Below are 20,726 nucleotides of genomic sequence, written 5' to 3' on the forward strand. Positions count from 1 at the left end.
GGCCGTTCGCCACCGCCCCCGGACGACGCGTCCGCCGCGCGGACAGGCTCCCCTCCGGTCGGGCCGGCGCGCCCCGGCCCTGCCCTCCCCATGTCTCCGTAAGGAAGCCGTCATGCCTTCATCTGTCATGCCCACATCCAGGCGCGGTGACAGTCGTAGCGCGCCCAGCGCCGTCCAGGTCCGTGGACTACGCAAGTCCTACGGCGACAAGCGCGTCCTGGACGGCGTCGACCTGCGCGTTCCGGCCGGGTCGGTGTTCGCGCTGCTCGGTCCGAACGGCGCCGGCAAGACCACCACCGTCAGGATCCTCTCCACACTCGTCCACCCCGACGCCGGTGACCTGCGCGTCGCCGGACACGACGTGGCCACCGACCCACGGGCGGTGCGCGCCGCCATCGGCGTCACCGGACAGTTCTCCGCCGTCGACGGACTGCTCACGGGCGAGGAGAACATGCGCCTAATGGCTGACCTGCACCACCTGTCGCGGAACGAGGGACGGCGGGTCAGCGCCGAACTCCTGGAGCGCTTCGACCTGGTGACCGCCGCGAAGAAGCCCGCCGCGTCCTACTCCGGCGGCATGAGACGCCGTCTCGACCTCGCGATGACGCTGGTCGGCAGCCCTCGGATCATCTTCCTCGACGAGCCCACCACCGGGCTCGACCCCCGCAGCCGCCACACCATGTGGGGCATCGTCCGGGACCTCGTCGCCGACGGCGTCACCGTCCTGCTCACTACCCAGTACCTGGACGAGGCCGAGGAACTCGCGGACCGGGTGGCGGTGTTGGACGACGGCCGGATCGTCGCCGAGGGGACCGTGGAGGAGCTCAAGCGGCTCGTCCCGGGCGGGCACGTCCGGCTCCGCTTCACCGATCCGGTCGCCTACCGGCGCGCCGCCGACGCGCCGCGCGAGACCACCCGGGACGACGACACCCTGTCGCTGACCGTCCCCAGCGACGGCAGTCAGCGCGCACTGCGCTCTGTTCTCGACTGGCTCGACTCCGTTGGCGTCGAGGCGGACGAACTGACCGTCCACACCCCCGACCTCGACGACGTGTTCCTCGCCCTGACCAGCCCAGCCCGTACTTCCCGCCCGTCGAAGGAGAGCGCCCGATGAGCTCCCTGCCCCTCGCCGTACGTGACGCGCGCACGATGCTGCGCCGCAACCTCCTGCACGCGTGGCGCTACCCGTCCGCGACCCTGAACCTGCTCCTGACGCCGATCATGATGCTGCTGCTCTTCGTCTACGTCTTCGGCGACGTGATGAGCACGGGCATCGGCGGCAACGACGCGGACCGCTCCGACTACGTCGCCTACCTCGTCCCCGGACTGCTGCTGATGACCGTCGGCAGCACCGTGATTGGGACCGCCGTCTCCGTGTGCGCGGACCTGACCCAGGGCCTCACCGCCCGCTTCCGCACGATGGCCATCCACCGGGGTTCCCTGCTCGTCGGCCATGTCGTCGGTGGTGTGCTGCGGTGCGTGGCCAGTGTGGTCCTGGTCGGGGCCGTCGGGGTGGCCATGGGCTTCCGGTCCAGGGACGCCGGCGCGTTGGAGTGGGTCGCGGCCCTCGGGCTGGTCACCCTGTTCGCCCTGGCGCTGACCTGGGTCGCGGTGGGGATGGGCGCGGCCAGCCCGAACCCCGAGGCGGCCGGCAACACGGCCATGCCGCTGATCCTGTTGCCCCTCGTCTCCAGCGCGTTCATCCCGGCCGACACGATGCCGGGCTGGTTCCGGCCGATCGCCGAGTACCAACCCTTCACCCCCGCCATCGAGACCCTTCGCGGCCTCCTGCTGGGTACCGGGATCGGTCACCACGGCTGGCTCGCGCTCGCCTGGTGCGCCGGCCTGAGCGCGCTCGGCCACCGCTGGGCGACCGCGCGGTTCGACCGCGACCCGGGGTGACGGCGGCGGGGGCGGCCACGGCGGCCCTCGGGGCGGGGGCGCTCGCCCCGGGCGGCCGGGGGGAGTCGAGATGGGTTGGCCGGTCCCACCCGGGCCGCCGGCCTCCCCCGGCCCGTGGCCTCCCCCGGAAACGGACGACCTCGGCCCGCCCCTCCCGTGACGCCGCGCGGGCCGTGGCGGGGGGGCGAGCGCGCCCGACGCGTACCAACTCCCCCAAGTTGCCCTGCTCTCACGGGACTTCACGTTCCTGCCAGCCCTCTTGGATGCGCAGCGTGGGTCGACACATACTTTCCGCGCACGCACGGCAGGCGAGGGGCCCGTGAGGCCCCTCTCGTGAACTGTCCTCATTGGGGGGAAAGTTGCGTACAGCCAGACAGGCATTACGAGTCGCTGGCGTGGCCGTCACCGCGGCCACCGCGCTCGTGGCGAGCCTGACCACCCCGTCCGTCGCGACCCAGGAACATCCCAGCGCCACGGCCGACACCCAGCGCGCGGAGCACACCCACCGGGCCGGCGCGGCCCGTGTCTGGGTCACCCTGATCACCGGTGACCGGGTCTCGGTGGACGCCAAGGGCCACCCCCCGCGGCCTTCCGGCCGGCCAAGGGTCGCGAGCACATCCCCGTACAGGTGGAGCGTCGCGGCACGCGGGCGTACGTGATTCCGCGTGACGCGCGGCGCCTGGTCGCCCGGGGTGTGGTGGATCGGCGGTTGTTCGACGTGACCGAGCTGAGCCGGCCGGAGTACGTGGCCAGCCAGCGTGCGGGGTTGCGGTTCATCGTCGCCTACCAGGGCGAGCGCCCCGCCGCCCGGGGGAAGCTTCGCGCCGCTGAGGGGCTGACGCTGCGCCGTACGCTCCCGGTGCTGGGGGCCGACGCGGTGACGACGCCGCGCGAACACGCCCAGGCCGCCTGGGAGGCGCTCACCGACGCACCCCGCGATGCCGCGCACCGTCGGGCCGCCACCGGTGTGGCCCGGGTCTGGCTGGACGGTGTGCGGAGGGCCACCCTGGACAGGAGCGTGCCGCAGATCGGTGCGCCCGCGGCCTGGCAGGCGGGCTTGGACGGCAAGGGCGCCAGGATCGCGGTGTTGGACACCGGTGTCGACCAGACGCACCCCGACCTGGCCGGCCAGCAGATCGCCGAGAAGAACTTCTCCCAGGCCCCCGACGCCAGGGACCGGGTGGGGCACGGCACCCATGTGGCCTCCATCGCGGCCGGCACCGGCGCCAAGTCCGGCGGCAGGTACCGGGGCGTGGCCTCCGGTGCCAGGATCCTGGACGGCAAGGTCCTGGACGATGACGGCTTCGGGCAGGAGTCCGACATCATCGCCGGCGCGCAGTGGGCCGTGGCCCAGAAGGCCAACGTGGTCAACCTCAGCCTGGGCGGGAGCGACGCACCCGACATCGACCCCCTGGAAGCCGCGGTCAACAAGCTCTCAGCCGACCACGGCACCCTCTTCGCGATCGCGGCCGGCAACGAGGGCATCCTCGGCCCCGGCAGCATCAGCTCCCCCGGCAGCGCGGACGCCGCCCTGACCGTGGGCGCCGTCGACACGTCGGACAAGCTGGCCGACTTCTCCAGCAGGGGCCCCCGCGTGGGCGACGGAGCGCTCAAGCCCGACCTCACCGGCCCCGGTGTGGACATCGGCGCCGCCGCCGCGCCCGGCAGCCAGGTCGCGGAATCCGGCACCCCCGTCGCCGACGGCTACGTGGCGATCTCCGGCACCTCCATGGCCACCCCCCACGCCGCGGGCGCCGCCGCCATCCTGGCCCAGCGGCACCCGGACTGGAGCGGCGCGCGCCTCAAGGCCGCCCTGATCGCCTCGGCGACCCCTGGCCCCTACTCCGCCTTCGAGCAGGGCACCGGTCGCATCGACCTGCGCCAGGCCATCACCCAGACCGTGGTCGCCGAACCGGCCTCGCTCTCCTTCGACAAGCAGTTGTGGCCGCACACCGACGACACGCCACAGACCAGGACCCTCACCTACCGCAACCTGGGCACCCAACCCGTCACCGTGACGGTGGCACTGACCGGCACCGGCCCGACCGGCAAGCCGGCCCCCGCCGGCTTCTTCACCACCGCCGACCAGCGGCTCACCGTTCCGGCGGGCGGCACGGCCAGCACCTCGGTCACCGTCGACACACGACGGGGCGGCACCCTCGACGGCGCGTACAGCGCACAGGTGACCGCGACAGCCGGCGGGCAGACCGTGCGGACCGCCGCCGCCGTGGAACGCGAGGTCGAGTCGTACGACGTGACGTTCCGCCACCTGGGCCGGGACGGCAAGCCCGCGCGCACCTTCAGCAGTGGGATCGTCGGGTTCAGCGGCCCCGCCCAGGGCCAGTACCTGGGCGTCGACGAGACCAGCAAGGACGGCAAGCTCCGCCTTCCCAAGGGGCACTACCTGCTCAGCGGCTCGTTCGAGGGCGACGACGGAAGCACCGACTGGGTCGTCCAACCCAAGCTGGTCGTCGACAGGAAGGCCACGGTGACGGTCGACGCGCGCACCACGAAGCCGGTCGACCTGACGGCCCCGGACCCCAAGGCGACCTCGCTGACCGCCGGTGCCGACATCACTCTCGCCAACAAGGACTGGTCCGTCGGCTACGGTTGGATACTGGACTCCTTCAAGGGGTTCCGGATCGGGCACCTCGGCCCGGCCGTCTCGACCGGTGAGCTGTTCCAGCAGTTCACCCACGTCCTCCAACGCGCCGGCGACCACCCTTCGTACCACCTGGCCTACGGCGGCTCCACCACCAAGGCGCCCACCGGCTTCGTGCGGCACGCCAAGCCCGCCGACCTCGCCAAGGTCACCGCCACGCTGGGTGCCTCGGCGCCCAAGAAGACCGGCGGCCTGTACGCCTTCCCCCGCATCGCCGACCTGGGAAGCGGAACGATCGGCGTCCCCAGCGAGCTGCCGCACACCACGACGCTCTACGTCAGCGCCAAGGACCCCCGCTGGCTGCTGGACTTCGAGCAGTACGACGACCGGGGCGATCTCGAAGCCGGCTACCAGACCGACGAACTGCGCCTGAAGCCCGGCGCGTCCTCCACCCAGCGGTTCAACGTCGGGGTGTTCGGCCCCAAGCTGGGCGCGTGGGACGGCGTCTTCCGCGACGGCGACACCCTGTACGGCTCGCTCCCGCTCGTCGCGGACGGCGCGAACAACTCCGGCTTCTCGACGTTCGAGGCCGTACGGACCACTCTCTACCGCGACGGCAAGCAGCTGGGCACCAACACCGACCCGCTGACCGGCGAGGGAGTGTTCACCGTACCCGCCGAGGCGGCGAAGTACCGGCTGAGCGCCACCGTCCGCCGCACCAGGGCCGCCGGTGTCTCCACCCGGGTCACCGCGGACTGGACCTTCTCCTCGCGACGGACCACCGGCGAGGTGCGGCTGCCGGCCTCGGTGGTGCGGTTCACCCCCACCCTGGCGCCCGACAGCACCGCCACGGCGGGAACCACGATCAGCGTCCCGGTCACCGTGTGGGGCTCAGCCGCGGGCGACAACCTGAAGTCCCTCACCGTGCACGTCAGTGACGACAACGGCGCGCACTGGAAGAAGCTGGCCATCACCGCCGGCAAGGTATCGGTGAAGAACCCCGGACCGGGCGGGAGCGTCTCGTTCCGGGCGCGGGCCACCGACAGGCAGGGCAACACGGTGAACCAGACTCTCCACGAGGCCTACCGCACGCGGTAACCCCCGCCTCCTCCCCGCACATCGGCTCGCCGGGCAGCGGCACCCCGGCGGGCCGGTGTCGTCCGCGCCCCCACCGGGTCCGGCCCACCCAACCGGCCCGTCCGCGCGGTCGGCTCAGCCCGCTCGCACGGTGCGGGCGGCTCAGACGGTGCGGTGCATGCCCACCGACGCCGGGGCCGTCTGCCGGAACCCGAACTTCTCGTACAGGAACCGCGCGTCTCCGTCGGCGATCAGCGAGACATAGGCGCCGGCCGGTGCCCGCCGCTCCAGCTCGTCCACCAGCTCCGCCATGATCCGCTTGCCCAGGCCCCGCCCCTGGTGCTCGGGGGTGACGCAGATGTCAACCACCTGGAAGACGCAGCCGCCGTCCCCGATGACCCGGCCCATCCCGATCGGCTCGTCACCGTGGAGCACCGTCACGCCGTGCCAGGTGTTCGGCAGGCCCGCCTCGGCTCCCGCCACGGTCCTCGCGCTCAGCCCCGAGGCCACCCGCAGTCGGAGGTAGGTCTCGACGGACGGCGGACCGAAGCGCAGCGAGTAAGGGTCAGTATCAGTATTCACCTGCTACACACTACGGAAGGAGGTGCGTCCAGGGCAAAGGGCGCCCGCGCGTGACCCGTCCCCCGGTCGGCGAGGAGGCCGGGGCACGGTCGACGCCGGAGCGGTGCGGTGGGGTCTCAGACCGACGCCGGCACGAGGCCGACCAGCGCGCCCACCGCCACGCCCGCGACGGCCAGCACGTAGCCCGCCATCATGACCGTGGCCAGCGTCAGCTCCCGGCGCAGGGCGGCCGGGGTCGGGCCGCCCGCCAGCGACGCCAGACGCAGCTCCTTTTCCGGGGTGGGCGCGGTGCGCTGGAGCACCGTCAGGAACTCCCGCAGGTGAGCGGTGGCGGCGGCGTCCAGGCACGCCTCCGCGTCCGCGCGTACCTCGTGGACGACGGGGATGAGCCGCACGGCACGCCGCAGGGCCAGCACCCCGAGCGCCACCACGGCGACGAAGGCCGCCAGGACCGGCCACGGCGGTCCGGCGACGGCCATCACGGGGGCGGCGGCGAAGAAGGCCAGGGCCTGTCCGATGTCGGGGCACAGGGCCAGCAGTCGTCGGTGGCCGGGGTCCTGGTGGCGGATGTGGGAGATCTCGTGCAGCAGCTGCACGGTGGCGGCGGGGTCGCGGCGCAGCCTGGGCCGCCAGTGCGCGGGGATCAGCAGCACCGTGTCGGGGTCGCGCAGGTTGAGCTGGATCTGCCGGGTGCCGTTGTGCCAGGCGACCGGGAACAGCCCGGCGAGCACCACACACGCGAACACCGCGAAGGCCGTCGTGTCGGTGACCGTGGCCAGGTGGTCGGAGAACACACCGGCCGTGAGCCCGAGCGTGCCGCCGACGGCCAGCAGCTTCCGCTGCCGGGGCACGGCCAGGTCGCCCAGTCGCATCAGCCGGTGCGAGGTGGGGCGGGCGAGGTGCCGGGCGCGCAGGTTGCCCCGGTCCCAGACGGTGACCGCGTGGAGCCGGGTCGGGTCCAGGCCGGCGGCGACGAAGGCCGCCCGCACCTGGGCCCACGCCGGGTCACACCAGTCCACCGGGCGGAGCTTGGTGCCGCTGTGGCGGTACGCGTACGAGCGCTCGGCCCAGCTCTGGACGGCCAGGCCCAGCACGAACAGCAGGGGCACGGCGGCCACCAGGGTCCCGCCCAGCAGCAGGAAGCCCAGGTGGGTGTCGGGGTCGGCGAGGTGGCCGATGCTCACCACGGCGAACGCCACCAGGGCGAAGGGGGCCAGCACCACGCCCCACAACACGCGGTGCGCGCGCCCGAGGACACGCAGCCGTTCCGCGCGCACCGCGCCGAACGCCGCACCCGGACCGCCGCCCGGCGCCGACACGACGCCTACCGCGCCCCGGGTCGCGGGTCCTCGGCGCGGACCCAGGCCGCGAGCTGTAGGCCCACGATGACGCGGAGCGTCTGGGGGTCGACGTCGGCCGGCAGGGCCAACCGGCTCGCCACGGCGTCCGCGATCGCCCGCACGGACTCCCCGTCCAGCGCGCGGGGCTGCCCGGCGGGTACGGCGCCGGCCGCGACCGGGGGTGTGTCGGAGCCGGGCGGGGGCGCGTCGGCACCTGCCCCGACGGAGGGCGCCGGGGGGTCACCGACGGAGGCCGAGGGTGTGCCGGCCGCGGGGAGTGTGCCGGGGTCGGAGGGTGGGCCGGGGTCGGGGGGTGTGCCGGCCACGGCGGGCGGGCCGGCGTTCGAGGGTGTGCCGGTCACCGAGGGCACGTCGGGGTGGGCGGGCGCGCCAGTCACCTGGGGTGTGCCCGTCACAGGGGGTGTGCCGGCCGTCGCGGGTGTGTCGGGCGGGGGTGGGGCCGTGCCCGTGGGCGCCGGGGTCTGGGTCGCGTCCTCGTCGTCGCCGTCGCGCTCGCCACGGGCCAGCCCGACCACGTACCGGGCCGCGTCCCGGACGCCGCGCTCCAGCGCCATGTCGGTGGCCACGGAGACGACCTTGACCGCGATCTGGCCCAGGAGGGTCAGTCCGATGCCGAGGAACACCTGTGCGTCGGCGATGTCCGCGTCGGCGCCGTCGTCCCAGGCGCTGTCCTCCCCCGGTACGCGCCCGCTCTCCCGCATGTCCTCGGCGAACTCGTCGAAGAGGTCGTCCCGCTCCTCCGGTGCCACCACGGCGGCCGACGCGTCGACCATGGTCAGCACCCGTGCCACAGCGGCCTCGTGCTCGTCCTTCACGGCTTCTCCCCCAACCCGCGTGCGCCGTCGCGCGCACCACGCGCCCGGCCCCCCGGCCCGGCGGTGGCAGTGAGCGTAACGGCTGGGAGCCCAACTGCCCCCACCACGTACGGGGTTGTGTCGGCGCGAGGGCGGCGCCCGACCGGGTGCCGGTCCGCCCGCGCGCGCCCCCGACCGGCCACCGCGCGGAATTTCGGTTGTGCCCGGGCGGTGGAGCGGATTCCATGGGCGCGGGAAACGGCGCCGACACCAGGTCGGGCCGGTCGAAGAGGTGGTGTTGTATGCCCACGGCATGGCGGAACGGATCTCGCGTACGAGGACGCTCCGCACCGGTGACGCTCCGGAACGACCGACACACGCGGTCCTTTCGCGGCTGACCGGCCCCGTCGGACTCCCCGTACGCGAGCGGCGTACCCCGTAGCGGCCCCTGGGCCGCCCGGCGGACCCGATCACGCGTCACACCCGGCGATCTTCGGCACGGCGCCGCCCGACGTGGCGTACCGCTGTCCCCGAGACCCGCCGGACGTGGCCGGACCGGTCCGCGTTCGTGTCGTGTCGCGCTTCGGCGCGCACGGCCCGCTCCGCACGCGACGTATCTGGCCTGGAGTCCTTCTCAGATGACCCGCCCCAACAAGCGGGAGCGCGCCACACCCGGCCGCGCCCGAAACACCACCTCGTTCCGCTGCCTGCACTGCGGGCTCGACATTCCCGTCAGCGCCGTGGGTACCAGCCACCGCAACCACTGTCCGCACTGCCTGTGGAGCCGTCACCTCGACACCACCCCGGGCGACCGGGCGGCCGACTGCGGGGCCCGGATGGAACCGCTGGCCATCACCGTGCGCGGGGACGGCGAGTGGGTGATCATCCACCGCTGCACCGGCTGTGGTGTCCTGCACGCCAACCGCACGGCGGGCGACGACAACGCCCTGCCGCTGACCCGGCTCGCGGTACGCCCGCTGGCCCAGCCGCCGTTCCCCTTCGAACGGCTCGCCGGGCTGTGAACCACGGGCGGCGCGGGTAGGCGCCGACCGCGCGTGACCACCGACCGTGTCAGGGGCCCGGCAGCCCGCGAGGGCCGCCGGGCCCCTGGCGCGTCCGACGACCGCGCCGTCCCGCAGTCCCGACGGGCGGCGGACAGCGCGCCCCGCGCGTCCTTACAGCGCCGCGACCCGCTCCAGCGTCGGATACGACTCCTGCGCCCCACGGGCCGTGACCGCCGCCGCGCCCACCCGGACCGCGAACGCCGCCGCCGCGCGCAGGTCGTCACCGCGTCCCAGCCGCCAGGCCAGGGCCGCGGTGAACGCGTCGCCGGCACCGGTGGTGTCCACCGCGTCGACCTCGGGGCTGGCCAGACGCTCCAGGGAGCCCGTGCGGCTGTCGGCCACCAGGGCGCCCCGCGCGCCGAGTGTGATCACGACCGAGCGCGGGCCCAGCGCCAGCAGCGCCGGGGCCCAGTCGCGCGGGGTCCGGCCCGCGTCCGCGCCCAGGACGTACCGCGCCTCGTGCTCGTTGACCACCAGCGGATCGCAGGCGGCGAGCACCTCGGCGGGGAGCGGGGCCGGTGGGGACGGGTTGAGGACCAGCCGGGCACCCGGCGCCCGGCCGCGTACCGTCTCGGCCACCGTCTCCAGCGGGATCTCCAGCTGTACGGAGACGACCCGGGCGGCGGCCAGTAGCGGGGCCGCCGCCCGGACGTCCTCGGGGGTCAGGCGCCCGTTGGCACCGGGCGAGACCACGATGCTGTTGTCACCTGAGGGGTCGACGGTGATCAGCGCGACGCCCGTGGGCGCCCCGCCGACCAGCACGCCGGCGGTGTCCACGCCCGCCGCGCGCTGGCTGGCCAGCAGCAGCCGTCCGTGCTCGTCGTCGCCCACCCGGGCCAGGAGCGCCGTGCGCGCGCCGAGGCGGGCGGCGGCCAGCGCCTGGTTGGCGCCCTTGCCGCCCGGGTGGACGGCCAGGTCGGAACCGAGGACCGTCTCGCCGGGCGCGGGGCGGCGCTCGACACCGATCACCAGGTCGGCGTTGGCCGATCCGACGACCAACAGGTCGTACCCGTCGGCGGGGGCGTTGTCCTGCATGCGACTGCTTCCTGCTTTCCCTCGTTCGGAACCCGGGCGGGCTCGGGAGAAGTCGGGGGGCGTCCTCCCGGGCGACCGCCTTGGCCGGTGTGCGCGGTCAGTACGACCGTATGCCGGTCCCGGGGGCCGGCCGGCCGTCGCGCTCGGGTCGCGGCAGCGCGACCGAGGCGAGGAAGTCATCCAGCAGGGTGGTCTGTACGTCGTGGGGGAACCGGTCGGGGTCGAACAGGGCCTGGACGACGAGGCCGTGGGTGAAGGCGACGGCCCCGGCGGCGAGCTGGTCCGGGTCGGCGGCCGGGGGGAGTTCGCCGAGGTCGCGGGCGTCGGCGAGGTGGGGGCGGAGTGTCGCGCGCAGCCGCGTGTAGCGGTCGGCCTGTGCCGAGGTCAGCCCGTCGTCGGCGAGCGAGAGGTCCCAGGAGCTGACCCAGACGCGGTTGCGGGCGGTGTCACCCGGCGTCAGCGGCAGGATGTCCAGGAGCATGGCGCGCACGGTGGCCAGGCCCGGCGCGGGACGCGCGCGGCGGGGTCGCTCGGCGGTGCGCTTCTCCAGCAGGTCCAGGGCGTGGGTGAGCAGGGCCCGCTTGGACGGGAAGTAGTGCGTGAGCATCCCGGTCGAGACACCCATCGCGGCGGCCACGGCCCGCAGGGTCAACCCGCCGAACCCCCGGTCGGCGAGCACGCGCCACACCGCCTCGGACACGTCCTCGCGGCGGGCTTCACGGTCTCCGGGTGCGGGCGGCATACTGCCAGCCTACGTACCGAACGCTTGTTATGCACCCGGAGAGCGAGATACCTGTGTTCACCCTGTCACTCGGCGACGACGCCCAACTCCGTCCCCTGGAGCCCTGGCGGGCCGAGGAGTTCCTCGCCCACATCGACCGCTCCCGCACCTCGGTGGACGTGTGGATACCGTGGGCGTCCTACAGCACCGACCTCGCGTCGGCCACGGCCACCCTCCAGGGTTACGCCGACCGGCTCGCCGGGGACGGCGGTCGGATCTACGGGATCTGGCTGGCGGACACCCTGGTCGGCGGTGTGATGTTCACCCACTTCGACAGCGCGTCCGGGGTGTGCGAGATCGGCTGCTGGCTGGAGCCGGCCGCCGAGGGCCGGGGCCTGGTGACCCGGGCCTGTCGGGCGCTGATCGACTGGGCGTTCCGCGAGCGCGGGATGAGTCGCGTCGAGTGGTGGGCCGCGACGGGCAACGCCCGTAGCGTCGCCGCCGCGCGCCGGTTGGGCATGGTCCGGGACGGCGTACTGCGGCAACGTCGCCCGCACCGGGGCGTACGGCAGGACAGTGAGATCTGGTCGGTCCTCGCCGACGAGTGGCCGCCGGGCGAGGAGGCGGCCTCCCGGGCCGGCGTCCAGGCCGAACTCGACCGCCTGATGGGTGTGTTCGTCGGCGCCTTCGACAACACCGGCGCCCACGTGCCGGACCTCGGGGTCATCCGGGACGTCTTCGTCCCGCGCGGCAGGATCATCGCGAACGTCGGGGACGAGCCCGTGATCTACGACCTGGACGCGTTCATCGAGCCCCGGCAGCGCATGCTCACGGACGGGACGCTGACCGAGTTCCGCGAGTGGGAGGTGGCCGAGCGGACCGAGATCTTCGGCTCGATCGCGCACCGGTTCAGCCAGTACCGCAAGTCCGGCTACCACCACGGCACGTGGTTCGAGGGCTCCGGCCACAAGACCACCCAGTTCCTGCGCACTCCGGCTGGTTGGCGGATGTCCTCACTGGCCTGGGACGACGCGCCGACCACCAGCGCCGCGCGCTGACCTGGGCCCGCCGCGTCGGCGGACGGGGCGCCCTGCCCGCAGCCGGCCGGTGGCACGCCGCGCGCGGGCGGCCCGGCCGCGCCCGGCCGTGACCGTGGCGGCGAGGCCACCGCGTCCGAGGACCGTCCGCCTCGCCCTGCGGGCCGTCCGCTCGACACCTCGCCGACCCGCCCTACGACCTCGCGCGCGGCAGCCCCCGCGCCGGCTCGGGGCCGGTCGTCGGCGGACGTGCCGCACCGCCGGTGGTCGCCGGCACGGTCCCGCCGTGGCTGGCGTGCGGCGGCAGCGCCGGTCCGGCGCGCAACAGGGCCGCCGCACCGGCGAGCATCAGCACCGCGAGCACCGCCCACAGTGGCCAGCTCCCGGCCTCCAGCAGGAGGCCGAGCAGCAGCGGCGCGACGGTGCGGCACAGCGACCAGGACAGTTGGTAGACCGACAGGTAGCGCCCGCGCAGGTGGTCGGGCGCCGCCTGGACCGACAGGCTCTGCGCGGGCCCGGAGTGCACCAGTTCGCCGGCGGTGTAGAGCACCGCGACGGCCAGCGTGGCGGCCAGTGCGTACGCGTCGCTGACCAGGTGGGGCAGCACGGCGAAGGCCGCGAAGGAGAGCGCGAAGACGGCCGCGCCGAGCGCGGCGGTGCGGGGGCGGCTGCCCCGCAGGGTGAGCCGGGCGACGGGCACCCCGAGCGCGGCGACCAGGACGGTGTTGAGCGCGAACACCGCCCCCGCCAGGGCGTCGGGAAGCCCGACATCGCGGGTGAGGTAGACCGGCAGGGCCATGGCCTGGGTGGTGTAGCCGAAGGCGATCAGGAAGTTGGCCAGGGTGATGAGCAGGTAGGGCCGGTCGGCGAGCACGTGGCGGTAACCCTGCCTCCCCACGCCTCCCGCGCCGCGCCCGGCCGCCGCGCCCCGTCGGCCTCCCGCGCCCACCGCGTCCGGCGGCGCGCTGTCGCCCCGCGCGGTCGGGATGCCGGCCGCCAGCGCCGCGGCGAGGGCGAACAGCACGGCCAGCGTCACCGCGGCGGCGACGAATCCGGCGCCGCCCCCCAGCGCGAGGAGGCCCGCCGCCGCCAGACTGCCCGCGCCCATCCCCCCGTTCCGCAGACTGCGATCCCAGGCCAGGAGCCGGTCACGCGCCGCCCCCGTGGCGATCTCGCCGATGAGCGCCTGCTGGCCGGGGGCGGACGCCCACATGCCCACCGCCACCACCAGGGCGACGGCCAGGAACGCGGGATAGGAGTCGGCGACGAGGTACCCCGCGAACCCCACCGCCCGCAGCAGCAGCGAGGCGACGACGACCGGCTTGGCCCCGCACCGGTCGACGGCCACACCCACGACCGGCATCACCGCCAGCGCGCACAGCCCGGCGACGGTGAGGCCGGCACCGATCTCCGTCAGCGACAGACCGGTGAGCGTATGGACGAACAGCATGGTCAGCGGGACGTAGATGCCGTCGCCCAGCGAGCTGACCAGGCTCGCGGAGATGAGTCGGCGGCGTACGGGCGCCGCGACGCCGGCGGACTCCGCGACGCCGGTGGACTTCCCGACCTCAGCGGACGACACGCGCACCTCGCCCGTACGTGAGCCCCCGGGGCCCCGCGACGCGACGCGCCACCCCGACCTGAGCCACCCTGACCGAAGTGCGCTCGGCCCGAGCCTGCCCGGCCTGGGGTGGCAGGGTGCCCGCCGCCCGCCCTCGGGGGACGTTCCGGGCGGCGGGGCACGCCTCAGCCACACGCCAGGCGACCGGCGCGGGTCGCACCAACAATTTATCTTCCACGGAAGGGAAAGATAGCTTCCACGGAAGATAGAATCAATGCCATGCAGACCGACGCCATCGCCGCCATCGTCGACCAGTGGAAGCACGAGCGCCCCGACCTGGACGCCACACCGATGCTGGTCATCGGCCGCCTCTTCCGCCTCACGGGCCTCCTCGACGAGCGGCTGCGCCCGCCCTTCGCCGACGCGGGCCTGGGCAACGGCGACTTCGACGTCCTCGCGGCGCTGCGCCGATCCGGCGAGCCCTACGCGCTACCCGCCGGCGAACTCAGCCGCACCCTGCTGGTCACCACCGGCGCGATCACCAAACGGGTCGACCGCCTCGAAGCCCGCGGCCTGGTCAGCCGGTCCGTCGCCGCGAGCGACTCCCGTAGCCGCCGCATCGCCCTCACCGCCGAGGGCGTCACTCTGGTCGACGACCTCATCACCGCCCATCTGGCCAACCAACGCCACCTCCTGGCCGGACTCAGCGACGAGGAAGCGGCGCACCTCGCCACGCTACTGACCCGCTTGACGGCCACCCTCACCACAGACCAGGGCCCGTTGTGAACGTGCTGGTCACAGCTACCCGTTGAGGACCGCGGGCTTGTCACACCGCGTGGCTGTGGCCCAGTGGCGCGCTATGACATCAACCCGCGCGGTCGCGCGCGCCACTGAGACACCCGCCCGGTGGCCCGACAGCTCAGCCCGTGACCGTCAGGCCGCGTTCATCCGCCAGGTTGGCCACCTCGTCCGCCACGACCGGGTCCGGGAGCCAGCCATCGACGACGGTGGCTCCGGGCTTCTCCATCCTGGTCTGGCAGCCGGGGACCCATGCGAGGGGCACGTCCCGCGAGTCGTCGGTGACGCGGGCGGTCCGGTTGTGTCCGGGCAGGGGCACACGGATCGGCGGGGCCGTGCGGGAGGCCAGGGGAAGGCCGGTCTCCGCCGGGAGTTCGGCCTTCCGCGCGCGACTGTTCACCGCGTCCCGCCCCGGCCCGTTCGGCGGCTCACAGGGTCCGTCTCACGCCCGCCTGACGTTCGAGGTTGTTCAGCTGGACCGAGAGGTCCCCCACCACGGCGTCGTGGGCTGGGCCTCGACGTCCCAGCGGGAGTACCTCCTCGCCCCTCATGTCCTCCAGCAGGAGCGCGAACGCGGCGTACATGGCCACCCCCGCGAGGAGCAGCCCGAAGGCTCCGGACGTGTAGCCGAGCCATGTGGCACCGGTGAGATTGGAGAGCGAGGCCACGGCGAAGCGGGGTACCGCCACGCAGAGCACGACCCACATCACGCGCTTGCGGGTCGCGACGGTCGCCATCATCAGGGCGAAGACGGCGAACACGAGGTTGAGCACGCCAAGCACCTCCGAGCCCGACGGCGGATCGACGGCCAGCACCAGGGAACTCGCCAGCCAGGTTCCGGAGAAACAGGCCATGAGTGTCGCCGCGAGGACGTCCCGCGCTCCGAACGCCAGGATGCTGACGATCAGTTGCAGGATGAACGCCGGAAATATCGTCAAGGCGACGGCGCGATGAGCCTCGTCGCCCAGGAAGCCCAACTGGAGGCAGGCGACGATGACGGAGGCGATCGCCACGGCGAAGAAGCCCACCGGCATCGGGGAGGCGATGGGGTGGAGGTTGATGCGTGTCATCGGGCGCAGGGACGGTTCGAAGTGCGGGCCTGTCGGCACGCCCTGCTCCGCAGGCGGCTCGGGACTGCTTGGCATGGTGGACTCTCCTGTCAGTCGTTCTCGTAAGGGAGCGGTCGTCGATCCTCGCGACAGCCGGCATGCGGCGCTCGGGGGCATCGTCGGTGTTCTTCCGGTCGGTGGCCCGGCGTTCCCTCGCGTGGTCCAGCCCGCTCCGTGTGCCGTCGACGTAGCCGCTGGCAGCGCCCGTCACCCGCACCACACGCACGCGTCGCGAGGGGTGATGTGGCGCCGTCGAGGGAGATCCGGCACCCGGCCTGCCAGACCGAGGGGCTGTGGCACCGGGAGGGCGGCTTCCCCCCACCGCGGGCACCCGCCGTGCGACGGCTCGGCACGGTCTCGCTCACGCTGAGCCGTGGCCACACCGCCGCGATCGCGGCCGCCGGCACCGCGCTTCATGCCTGTTCAGGCACGAACCAAAGGAGTGTCCACCAGGTGCTCGGCCAGGAACCACGCCTGGAGTTCGCCGGTCCGGATCACCTGGGAGACCAGCAGATCGTTGGTGCCGTCGTCGCCCAACTTCCCCACGCGCTCGGCCGATTCGTGGGCCTCGACGAGGATGGCCTCATGGGCCCGCAGCAGCCGGGAGAGCATGGCGGGCACCTCCTCCACGCTGTCCGGGGCCCGGGGAATCGAGGTGATCTCGGCGACGTGCCGGGGGTCCCCGACCGCCACACCACCCAGGGTCTGGACCCGTTCGGCGAGGGTGTCGACGAGTTCCAGCTGCTCCCCCGCGTGCTTGTCCAGCACCAGGTGCAGTTGGTAGAAGGTCGCCCCGCGCATCAACCAGTGGTGCTTCTTGTAGAGGCCGTAGAGGATCTGTGTGTCGGCCAGGACCTTGTTGAGCCGCTGACAGGAGTACATACGCGCTTCGTGGGACAGGCCGAGCGGGAACTGCTTGACCGTCCCGAACTCCTGGATGATCTCGCCCTTCTGATGCGAGCGTGGCTGGCTGCTCCCGTGTCGCGAGCTGGTGGTCATGTTCCGCGCCTCCTGCGATCTGGTCTCTGTCTGCGCGGATGACGCTAGGCGCCGATGCGGAGGTCTCGTTGCCCGGGAGCGCATGTGATGGTGCGCGGCAGCGCACAGTGGACGGGGCCGCGCCCCGTGGTTCGTTCCCGGGCAAGTCCGCGTGCGCTGACGGGCACGTCCCGGTGCCTCGCCGCCTCTAGCCTCTCGCGGACGGCGTGAGCCGGCGAGCGGCAGGGAGATGTCATGAAGGTGAGCGAGCGGGGCGCCGTGGCCATCCCCGGCCTGGGGCACGGAGGCGCGTACGCGAAGGGTCGGCTGGCCGGAGCCGGGCTGTGCGCGGCAAGGACCGAGACGGAGTCGGTAGGCCCCGCACCGGGCCATCACTCGCCCCGAGGCGTACGGGGACCCGGACGATGGCAGAGGAGGCCGGGGGGCGGCATGCCGGGGCGGGACCCCGGTGAACCGCACAGGACCGCCACGTCCCTGGAGCTCCTCTTCGACCTGTGCGTCGTCATAGCGGTGGCGCAGGTGTCCGCGAGCCTGAGCACGGCGGTGACCGAGGGGCAGTACGTCAGTGGCCTCCTACGCTTCGCGCTGGTGTTCTTCACCATCTGGTGGGCGTGGATGAACTTCACGTGGTTCGCCTCGGCCTACGACCCGGACGACATCCCCTACCGGCTGGTGGTGCTGATCCAGATCACGGGCTCCCTCATCCTCGCCGCCGGCGTACCCCGCGCGTTCGAGGAAGGTGACCTGCGTGTCATCACGTTGGGATACGCCGTACTGCGCTCGGCCCTGGCCTTCCTGTGGCTGCGTGCCGCGCGGTCGGACCCCGGTCGACGGCGGACGGCACTGCGCTTCGCCGCCGGGGTGACGGGTTGTCAGCTGGGCTGGATCGGGGTGCTCCTGCTGCCCGAGCCGGCCCAACTGCCGGCCATCATCGTGTTGATCGTCACCGAGATCTCCGTCCCAGTGTGGGCGCAGTCCGCCGGAATGACCCCGTGGCATCCCCACCACATCGCGGAACGGTACGAGCTGTTCACCCTCATCGTGCTCGGTGAGTCCGTCGCCGCCGCCGCGGCGGCGGTCCGCAGCGCCTTCGACCAGGGCCACCACGCGGGTGCGCTGTACCTGCTGGCCGCGGGCGGCCTGCTCATGGTCTTCGCCATGTGGTGGCTGTACTTCGCCAGGCCGGCGTACACCCTGCTCACCACCACGCACCAGGGCCATCGCAGGCGGTTCACCTGGGCCTACGGCCACTACCTGGTCTTCGCCTCGGCAGGAGCCGAGGGAGCCGGCCTGGCAGCGTACGCCGGGTTGGTCACGCGGAGCGCCGATGCCCCGTCGGTGGCAGCGGGTGTGGCGGTCACCCTGCCGCTGGCGGTCTTCCTGATGACCGTGTGGGCCGTACATGTCCGGCCGCATCGGCAGAGCGGGATCGCACGGTTCGCGATTCCCGTCGGCGCGGTCGCCGTCCTGGTGGCCGCCTTCTCCCCGGCACCGGCTCTGGTGGCCGGTCTGTCAGCGGCAGCCCTGGTCGTGGTCGTCACGGTGGTCGACCGGGCCGGGCGGGCGCGACGCTGAGGTGGCGACACCGCCGCGCGGAGTCCACCGCCGGCTCGGTGCTCGCGTCGGCCTGTACCTCGTCGACGGCCTCGCGGCCTTCCGCCGGGGGCAGTTCGAACAGGTAGGGCGGATGGGTGGTGGCCGCGGCGAAGGCGGCGCGAAGGGCGTCCGACGTCACTCCCCGCGACGCTACGACCGCCGCCCGGGCGCGCGGCCGTGGTCCGCGGGCGCACCGTCACTGGCCTCACGGCGCACCGCCATGTGCGGGTGTTCGCTGTGGCGATCGAGCGCTCGGCGTGGGTGCGCGGTGAGGCAAAGTCCTGTGCGCTGACGGGATAAGGGTGCGCGTCCGTCGTGCCTATCGTGATGGCGAAGCAACCGAGGACCCCTCGCGAAGAGAGTCCGCCATCGTTCCCAGGCGCGACGATGCCGGTGAAAGACCACTCGATTCCCTTCGGGTCACGGGGCATCCAAGCGTGGCTGAATCGCCGGAGTTCGCCAGCTTCCGGCTCGCGACGTGGATCGAAGTCGTCTTCCCAGAGAGAGTCTCACGAGATGTCAACAATGCCCGTCGGTGGGCTGGCCCCGCATGCCGTCGACAATGCCGCGGACCTCGTCGTCCGCAACGCGAAGATCCACACAGGGGACCCGGGCCGCCCGTATGCCGAGGCGCTGGCCGTCCGCGACAGCGTCATCACGGTCGTGGGTGACGACAGGGATGTGGCCGAGCACATCGGCCCGGGCACCAGGGTGGTCGACGCGCTCGGGCGGCGGGTGGTCCCGGGCCTCAACGACACCCACCTGCACGTGATTCGAGGCGGCCTGAACTACGTACTGGAGCTGCGCTGGGACGGGGTGCGCAGCCTGCGTCAGGCGTTGGCGATGCTGCGTGAGCAAGCCGCTCGCACTCCGAAGGGTCAGTGGGTGCGGGTGGTGGGGGGCTGGTCGGCGGAGCAGTTCGCCGAGCGTCGGCTGCCGACCGTCGCCGAGCTGAACGCCGCCGCCCCGGACACGCCGGTGTTCGTCCTGCACCTGTACCAGTCGGCCGTGCTGAACCGGGCGGCGCTGAAGGCCGCCGGCTTCGCCAGGGACACGCCCGACCCCAAGGGAGGGCAGATCGTGCGGGGCCGGGACGGACAGCCCACCGGCATGCTGCTGGCCGCGCCCAGCGCCCTCGTCCTCTACTCGACCCTGGCCAAGGCGCCGGTGCTGCCGAGCGAGGAGGACAGGAAGACCTCCACACGGCACTTCCTGCGCGAGCTGAACAGGTTCGGTCTCACCTCGGCGATCGACGCCGCCGGCGGATTCCAGAACTTCCCCGACAACTACGCGACCGTCGTCGAACTCGCCAAGGCCGGTCAGCTGTCCTTGCGTATCGCCTACCACCTCTTTCCCCAGACTCCGGGGCAGGAGATCGACGATCTCACCCGCTGGATCGAAACGGCCCGCCCCGAGGACGGGGACGAGTGGCTGCGGCTGAACGGCGCGGGCGAGAACCTCACCTGGTCAGCGGCCGATTTCGAGAACTTCGCCGAACCGCGTCCGGAACTCGCCTCGGACTACGAGGTCGAGTTCGCGAAGGCGGTGCGCCTCCTCATGGAGAACGGGTGGGTGTTCCGGCTGCACGCCACCTACGACGAGACCATCCGCCGTGACCTCGCGGTGTTCGAGAGGCTCGCCGCGGAAGGGCTCTTCCCGGCCGGGAACCGGTGGCTGTTCGACCATGCCGAGACCGTTTCCGCGGACAGCCTCGACCGTGTCGCCGCGCTCGGCGGGGCGATGTCCGTGCAGAACCGACTGTCCTTCCAGGGCGAGGCGTTTCTGCGACGCTACGGCCCCGGAGCCGCCGCGGACGCCCCGCCGATACGCGCCATGGTGGACCGGGGGTTGACCGTGGGCGCCGGCACCGACGCCACCCGGGTCTCCTCCTACAACCCCTGGGTCGCCCTGCACTGGCTCGTCAGCGGTCGCTCGGTCGGTGACCTGACACTGCGCCCGCCGGCGAACCGTGTCGACCGGGGGACCGCGCTGGCGATGTTCACGCGCGCCGGCGCCGCACTGACCGGCGAGGAGAAGGTCAAGGGCGTTCTCAAGCCGGGCTGTTACGCGGATCTGGCGGTGCTGTCCGAGGACTTCTTCAGCGTGCCGGAGCCGGACATCGCGCACATCGAGTCACTGCTGACGGTGGTCGGCGGCCGGATCGTGTACGCCGCCGCCGAGTACGAGGGGCTCGACGAGGAACTTCCGCCCGTCAGCCCCGCGTGGAGCCCCGTGGCGCACTTCGGCGGCTACCAGGCCCCCCGCCGAAGGGCCCTCTCCGGCGCCGGCCAAGCGGAGTCGCTCGGTCAGGCGGTCGCCGAGTCGGAGCGGCACCGCCAGTGGCGCGTCGCGCGCGGCCTGGCCCCCGAGGCCACGAGCACCCCCTTCGATCCCTGCTTCGACCTGTGATCCCCCCGCAGGGTACGGACACCGCCCCTTCCGGGACGCCACCCACCAACTCCGTCCCGACGGACGGTTCTTCCCACCA

18 protein-coding genes are annotated in these 20,726 nt (G+C 73.1%); 8 read left to right on the forward strand and 10 right to left on the reverse strand.

All coding sequences use genetic code 11. The features are described from left to right. Positions 1-112 precede the first annotated feature (112 nt). The 3 genes from ACFVFR_RS02900 to ACFVFR_RS02910 all read left to right on the forward strand — a co-directional run bounded on the left by ACFVFR_RS02900 (position 113) and on the right by ACFVFR_RS02910 (position 5,602). A complete protein-coding gene (locus tag ACFVFR_RS02900; RefSeq protein WP_383697483.1) occupies positions 113-1,114 on the forward strand; it encodes an ATP-binding cassette domain-containing protein in 1,002 nt (333 codons plus the stop codon). Then, on the forward strand, positions 1,111-1,902 hold the full coding sequence (locus ACFVFR_RS02905; protein WP_383697484.1) for an ABC transporter permease: 792 nt from the start codon (positions 1,111-1,113) through the stop codon (positions 1,900-1,902). The genes ACFVFR_RS02900 and ACFVFR_RS02905 overlap by 4 nt, the downstream gene beginning before the upstream one ends. 718 nt (positions 1,903-2,620) lie before the next feature. Beyond that, positions 2,621-5,602 carry a S8 family serine peptidase gene (locus ACFVFR_RS02910; RefSeq protein WP_383697722.1) on the forward strand — a complete coding sequence of 994 codons (2,982 nt, stop codon included), beginning with the start codon at positions 2,621-2,623 and terminating at the stop codon, positions 5,600-5,602. Positions 5,603-5,743: 141 nt separating this feature from the next. Here the strand turns inward: ACFVFR_RS02910 and ACFVFR_RS02915 are convergent, their stop codons facing one another. The 3 genes from ACFVFR_RS02915 to ACFVFR_RS02925 form a co-directional block, all read right to left on the reverse strand. Continuing rightward, entirely contained in the window at positions 5,744-6,163 is a 420-nt protein-coding gene (locus ACFVFR_RS02915) for a GNAT family N-acetyltransferase (protein ID WP_383697486.1), read from the reverse strand. A 116-nt stretch (positions 6,164-6,279) separates the two neighbouring features. Continuing rightward, the gene (locus ACFVFR_RS02920; protein WP_383697488.1) at positions 6,280-7,482 is read right to left on the reverse strand and encodes a hypothetical protein; all 1,203 of its coding nucleotides are present in this window, start codon (positions 7,480-7,482) and stop codon (positions 6,280-6,282) included. 5 nt (positions 7,483-7,487) lie between these two features. Beyond that, positions 7,488-8,339, reverse strand: a complete 852-nt coding sequence (locus ACFVFR_RS02925; protein ID WP_383697489.1) for a hypothetical protein — start codon at positions 8,337-8,339, stop codon at positions 7,488-7,490. Positions 8,340-8,956: 617 nt separating this feature from the next. Between ACFVFR_RS02925 and ACFVFR_RS02930 the strand changes: the two genes are divergently transcribed. Further along, positions 8,957-9,340, forward strand: coding sequence for an RNHCP domain-containing protein (locus ACFVFR_RS02930; protein ID WP_383697491.1), 384 nt, complete (start codon positions 8,957-8,959; stop codon positions 9,338-9,340). 153 nt (positions 9,341-9,493) lie between these two features. Here ACFVFR_RS02930 and ACFVFR_RS02935 read toward each other — a convergent pair whose 3' ends face one another. Both ACFVFR_RS02935 and ACFVFR_RS02940 read right to left on the reverse strand, forming a co-directional pair. After that, on the reverse strand, positions 9,494-10,417 hold the full coding sequence (locus ACFVFR_RS02935; RefSeq protein WP_383697493.1) for a ribokinase: 924 nt from the start codon (positions 10,415-10,417) through the stop codon (positions 9,494-9,496). Between the two features lie 97 nt (positions 10,418-10,514). After that, positions 10,515-11,159 carry a TetR/AcrR family transcriptional regulator gene (locus tag ACFVFR_RS02940; protein ID WP_383697495.1) on the reverse strand — a complete coding sequence of 215 codons (645 nt, stop codon included), beginning with the start codon at positions 11,157-11,159 and terminating at the stop codon, positions 10,515-10,517. Positions 11,160-11,212: 53 nt separating this feature from the next. Here ACFVFR_RS02940 and ACFVFR_RS02945 point away from each other — a divergent pair, with 53 nt between their 5' ends. Beyond that, positions 11,213-12,196, forward strand: coding sequence for a GNAT family N-acetyltransferase (locus tag ACFVFR_RS02945; protein ID WP_383697497.1), 984 nt, complete (start codon positions 11,213-11,215; stop codon positions 12,194-12,196). Between the two features lie 172 nt (positions 12,197-12,368). On the opposite strand, the gene ACFVFR_RS02950 is transcribed toward ACFVFR_RS02945, so the two are convergent. Further along, complete coding sequence (locus ACFVFR_RS02950) at positions 12,369-13,757, reverse strand: MFS transporter (RefSeq protein ID WP_383697499.1); 1,389 nt, start codon at positions 13,755-13,757, stop codon at positions 12,369-12,371. Positions 13,758-14,015: 258 nt separating this feature from the next. Between ACFVFR_RS02950 and ACFVFR_RS02955 the strand changes: the two genes are divergently transcribed. Continuing rightward, positions 14,016-14,522, forward strand: coding sequence for a MarR family winged helix-turn-helix transcriptional regulator (locus tag ACFVFR_RS02955; protein ID WP_383697501.1), 507 nt, complete (start codon positions 14,016-14,018; stop codon positions 14,520-14,522). A 133-nt stretch (positions 14,523-14,655) separates the two neighbouring features. Here the strand turns inward: ACFVFR_RS02955 and ACFVFR_RS02960 are convergent, their stop codons facing one another. The 3 genes from ACFVFR_RS02960 to ACFVFR_RS02970 all read right to left on the reverse strand — a co-directional run bounded on the left by ACFVFR_RS02960 (position 14,656) and on the right by ACFVFR_RS02970 (position 16,642). After that, complete coding sequence (locus ACFVFR_RS02960) at positions 14,656-14,934, reverse strand: hypothetical protein (protein ID WP_383697503.1); 279 nt, start codon at positions 14,932-14,934, stop codon at positions 14,656-14,658. A 28-nt stretch (positions 14,935-14,962) separates the two neighbouring features. Then, on the reverse strand, positions 14,963-15,679 hold the full coding sequence (locus ACFVFR_RS02965) for an acetate uptake transporter family protein (RefSeq protein WP_383697505.1): 717 nt from the start codon (positions 15,677-15,679) through the stop codon (positions 14,963-14,965). A 387-nt stretch (positions 15,680-16,066) separates the two neighbouring features. After that, complete coding sequence (locus ACFVFR_RS02970; RefSeq protein ID WP_383697507.1) at positions 16,067-16,642, reverse strand: Dps family protein; 576 nt, start codon at positions 16,640-16,642, stop codon at positions 16,067-16,069. Positions 16,643-17,071: 429 nt separating this feature from the next. On the opposite strand from ACFVFR_RS02970, the gene ACFVFR_RS02975 reads away from it, so the two are divergent. Continuing rightward, on the forward strand, positions 17,072-18,217 hold the full coding sequence (locus ACFVFR_RS02975; protein ID WP_383697509.1) for a low temperature requirement protein A: 1,146 nt from the start codon (positions 17,072-17,074) through the stop codon (positions 18,215-18,217). Here ACFVFR_RS02975 and ACFVFR_RS02980 read toward each other — a convergent pair. Next, positions 18,180-18,377: a hypothetical protein gene (locus tag ACFVFR_RS02980; RefSeq protein WP_383697511.1), complete on the reverse strand. Its 198-nt coding sequence runs from the start codon at positions 18,375-18,377 to the stop codon at positions 18,180-18,182. The genes ACFVFR_RS02975 and ACFVFR_RS02980 overlap by 38 nt on opposite strands. A 377-nt stretch (positions 18,378-18,754) precedes the next feature. Here ACFVFR_RS02980 and ACFVFR_RS02985 point away from each other — a divergent pair, with 377 nt between their 5' ends. Beyond that, positions 18,755-20,647 (forward strand): amidohydrolase, encoded by a 1,893-nt coding sequence (locus ACFVFR_RS02985; RefSeq protein WP_383697512.1) that lies wholly within the window; start codon positions 18,755-18,757, stop codon positions 20,645-20,647. Positions 20,648-20,726 lie beyond the last annotated feature (79 nt).

Source organism: Streptomyces sp. NPDC057702 (assembly GCF_042799315.1).
Taxonomy (GTDB): Bacteria; Actinomycetota; Actinomycetes; order Streptomycetales; family Streptomycetaceae; genus Streptomyces.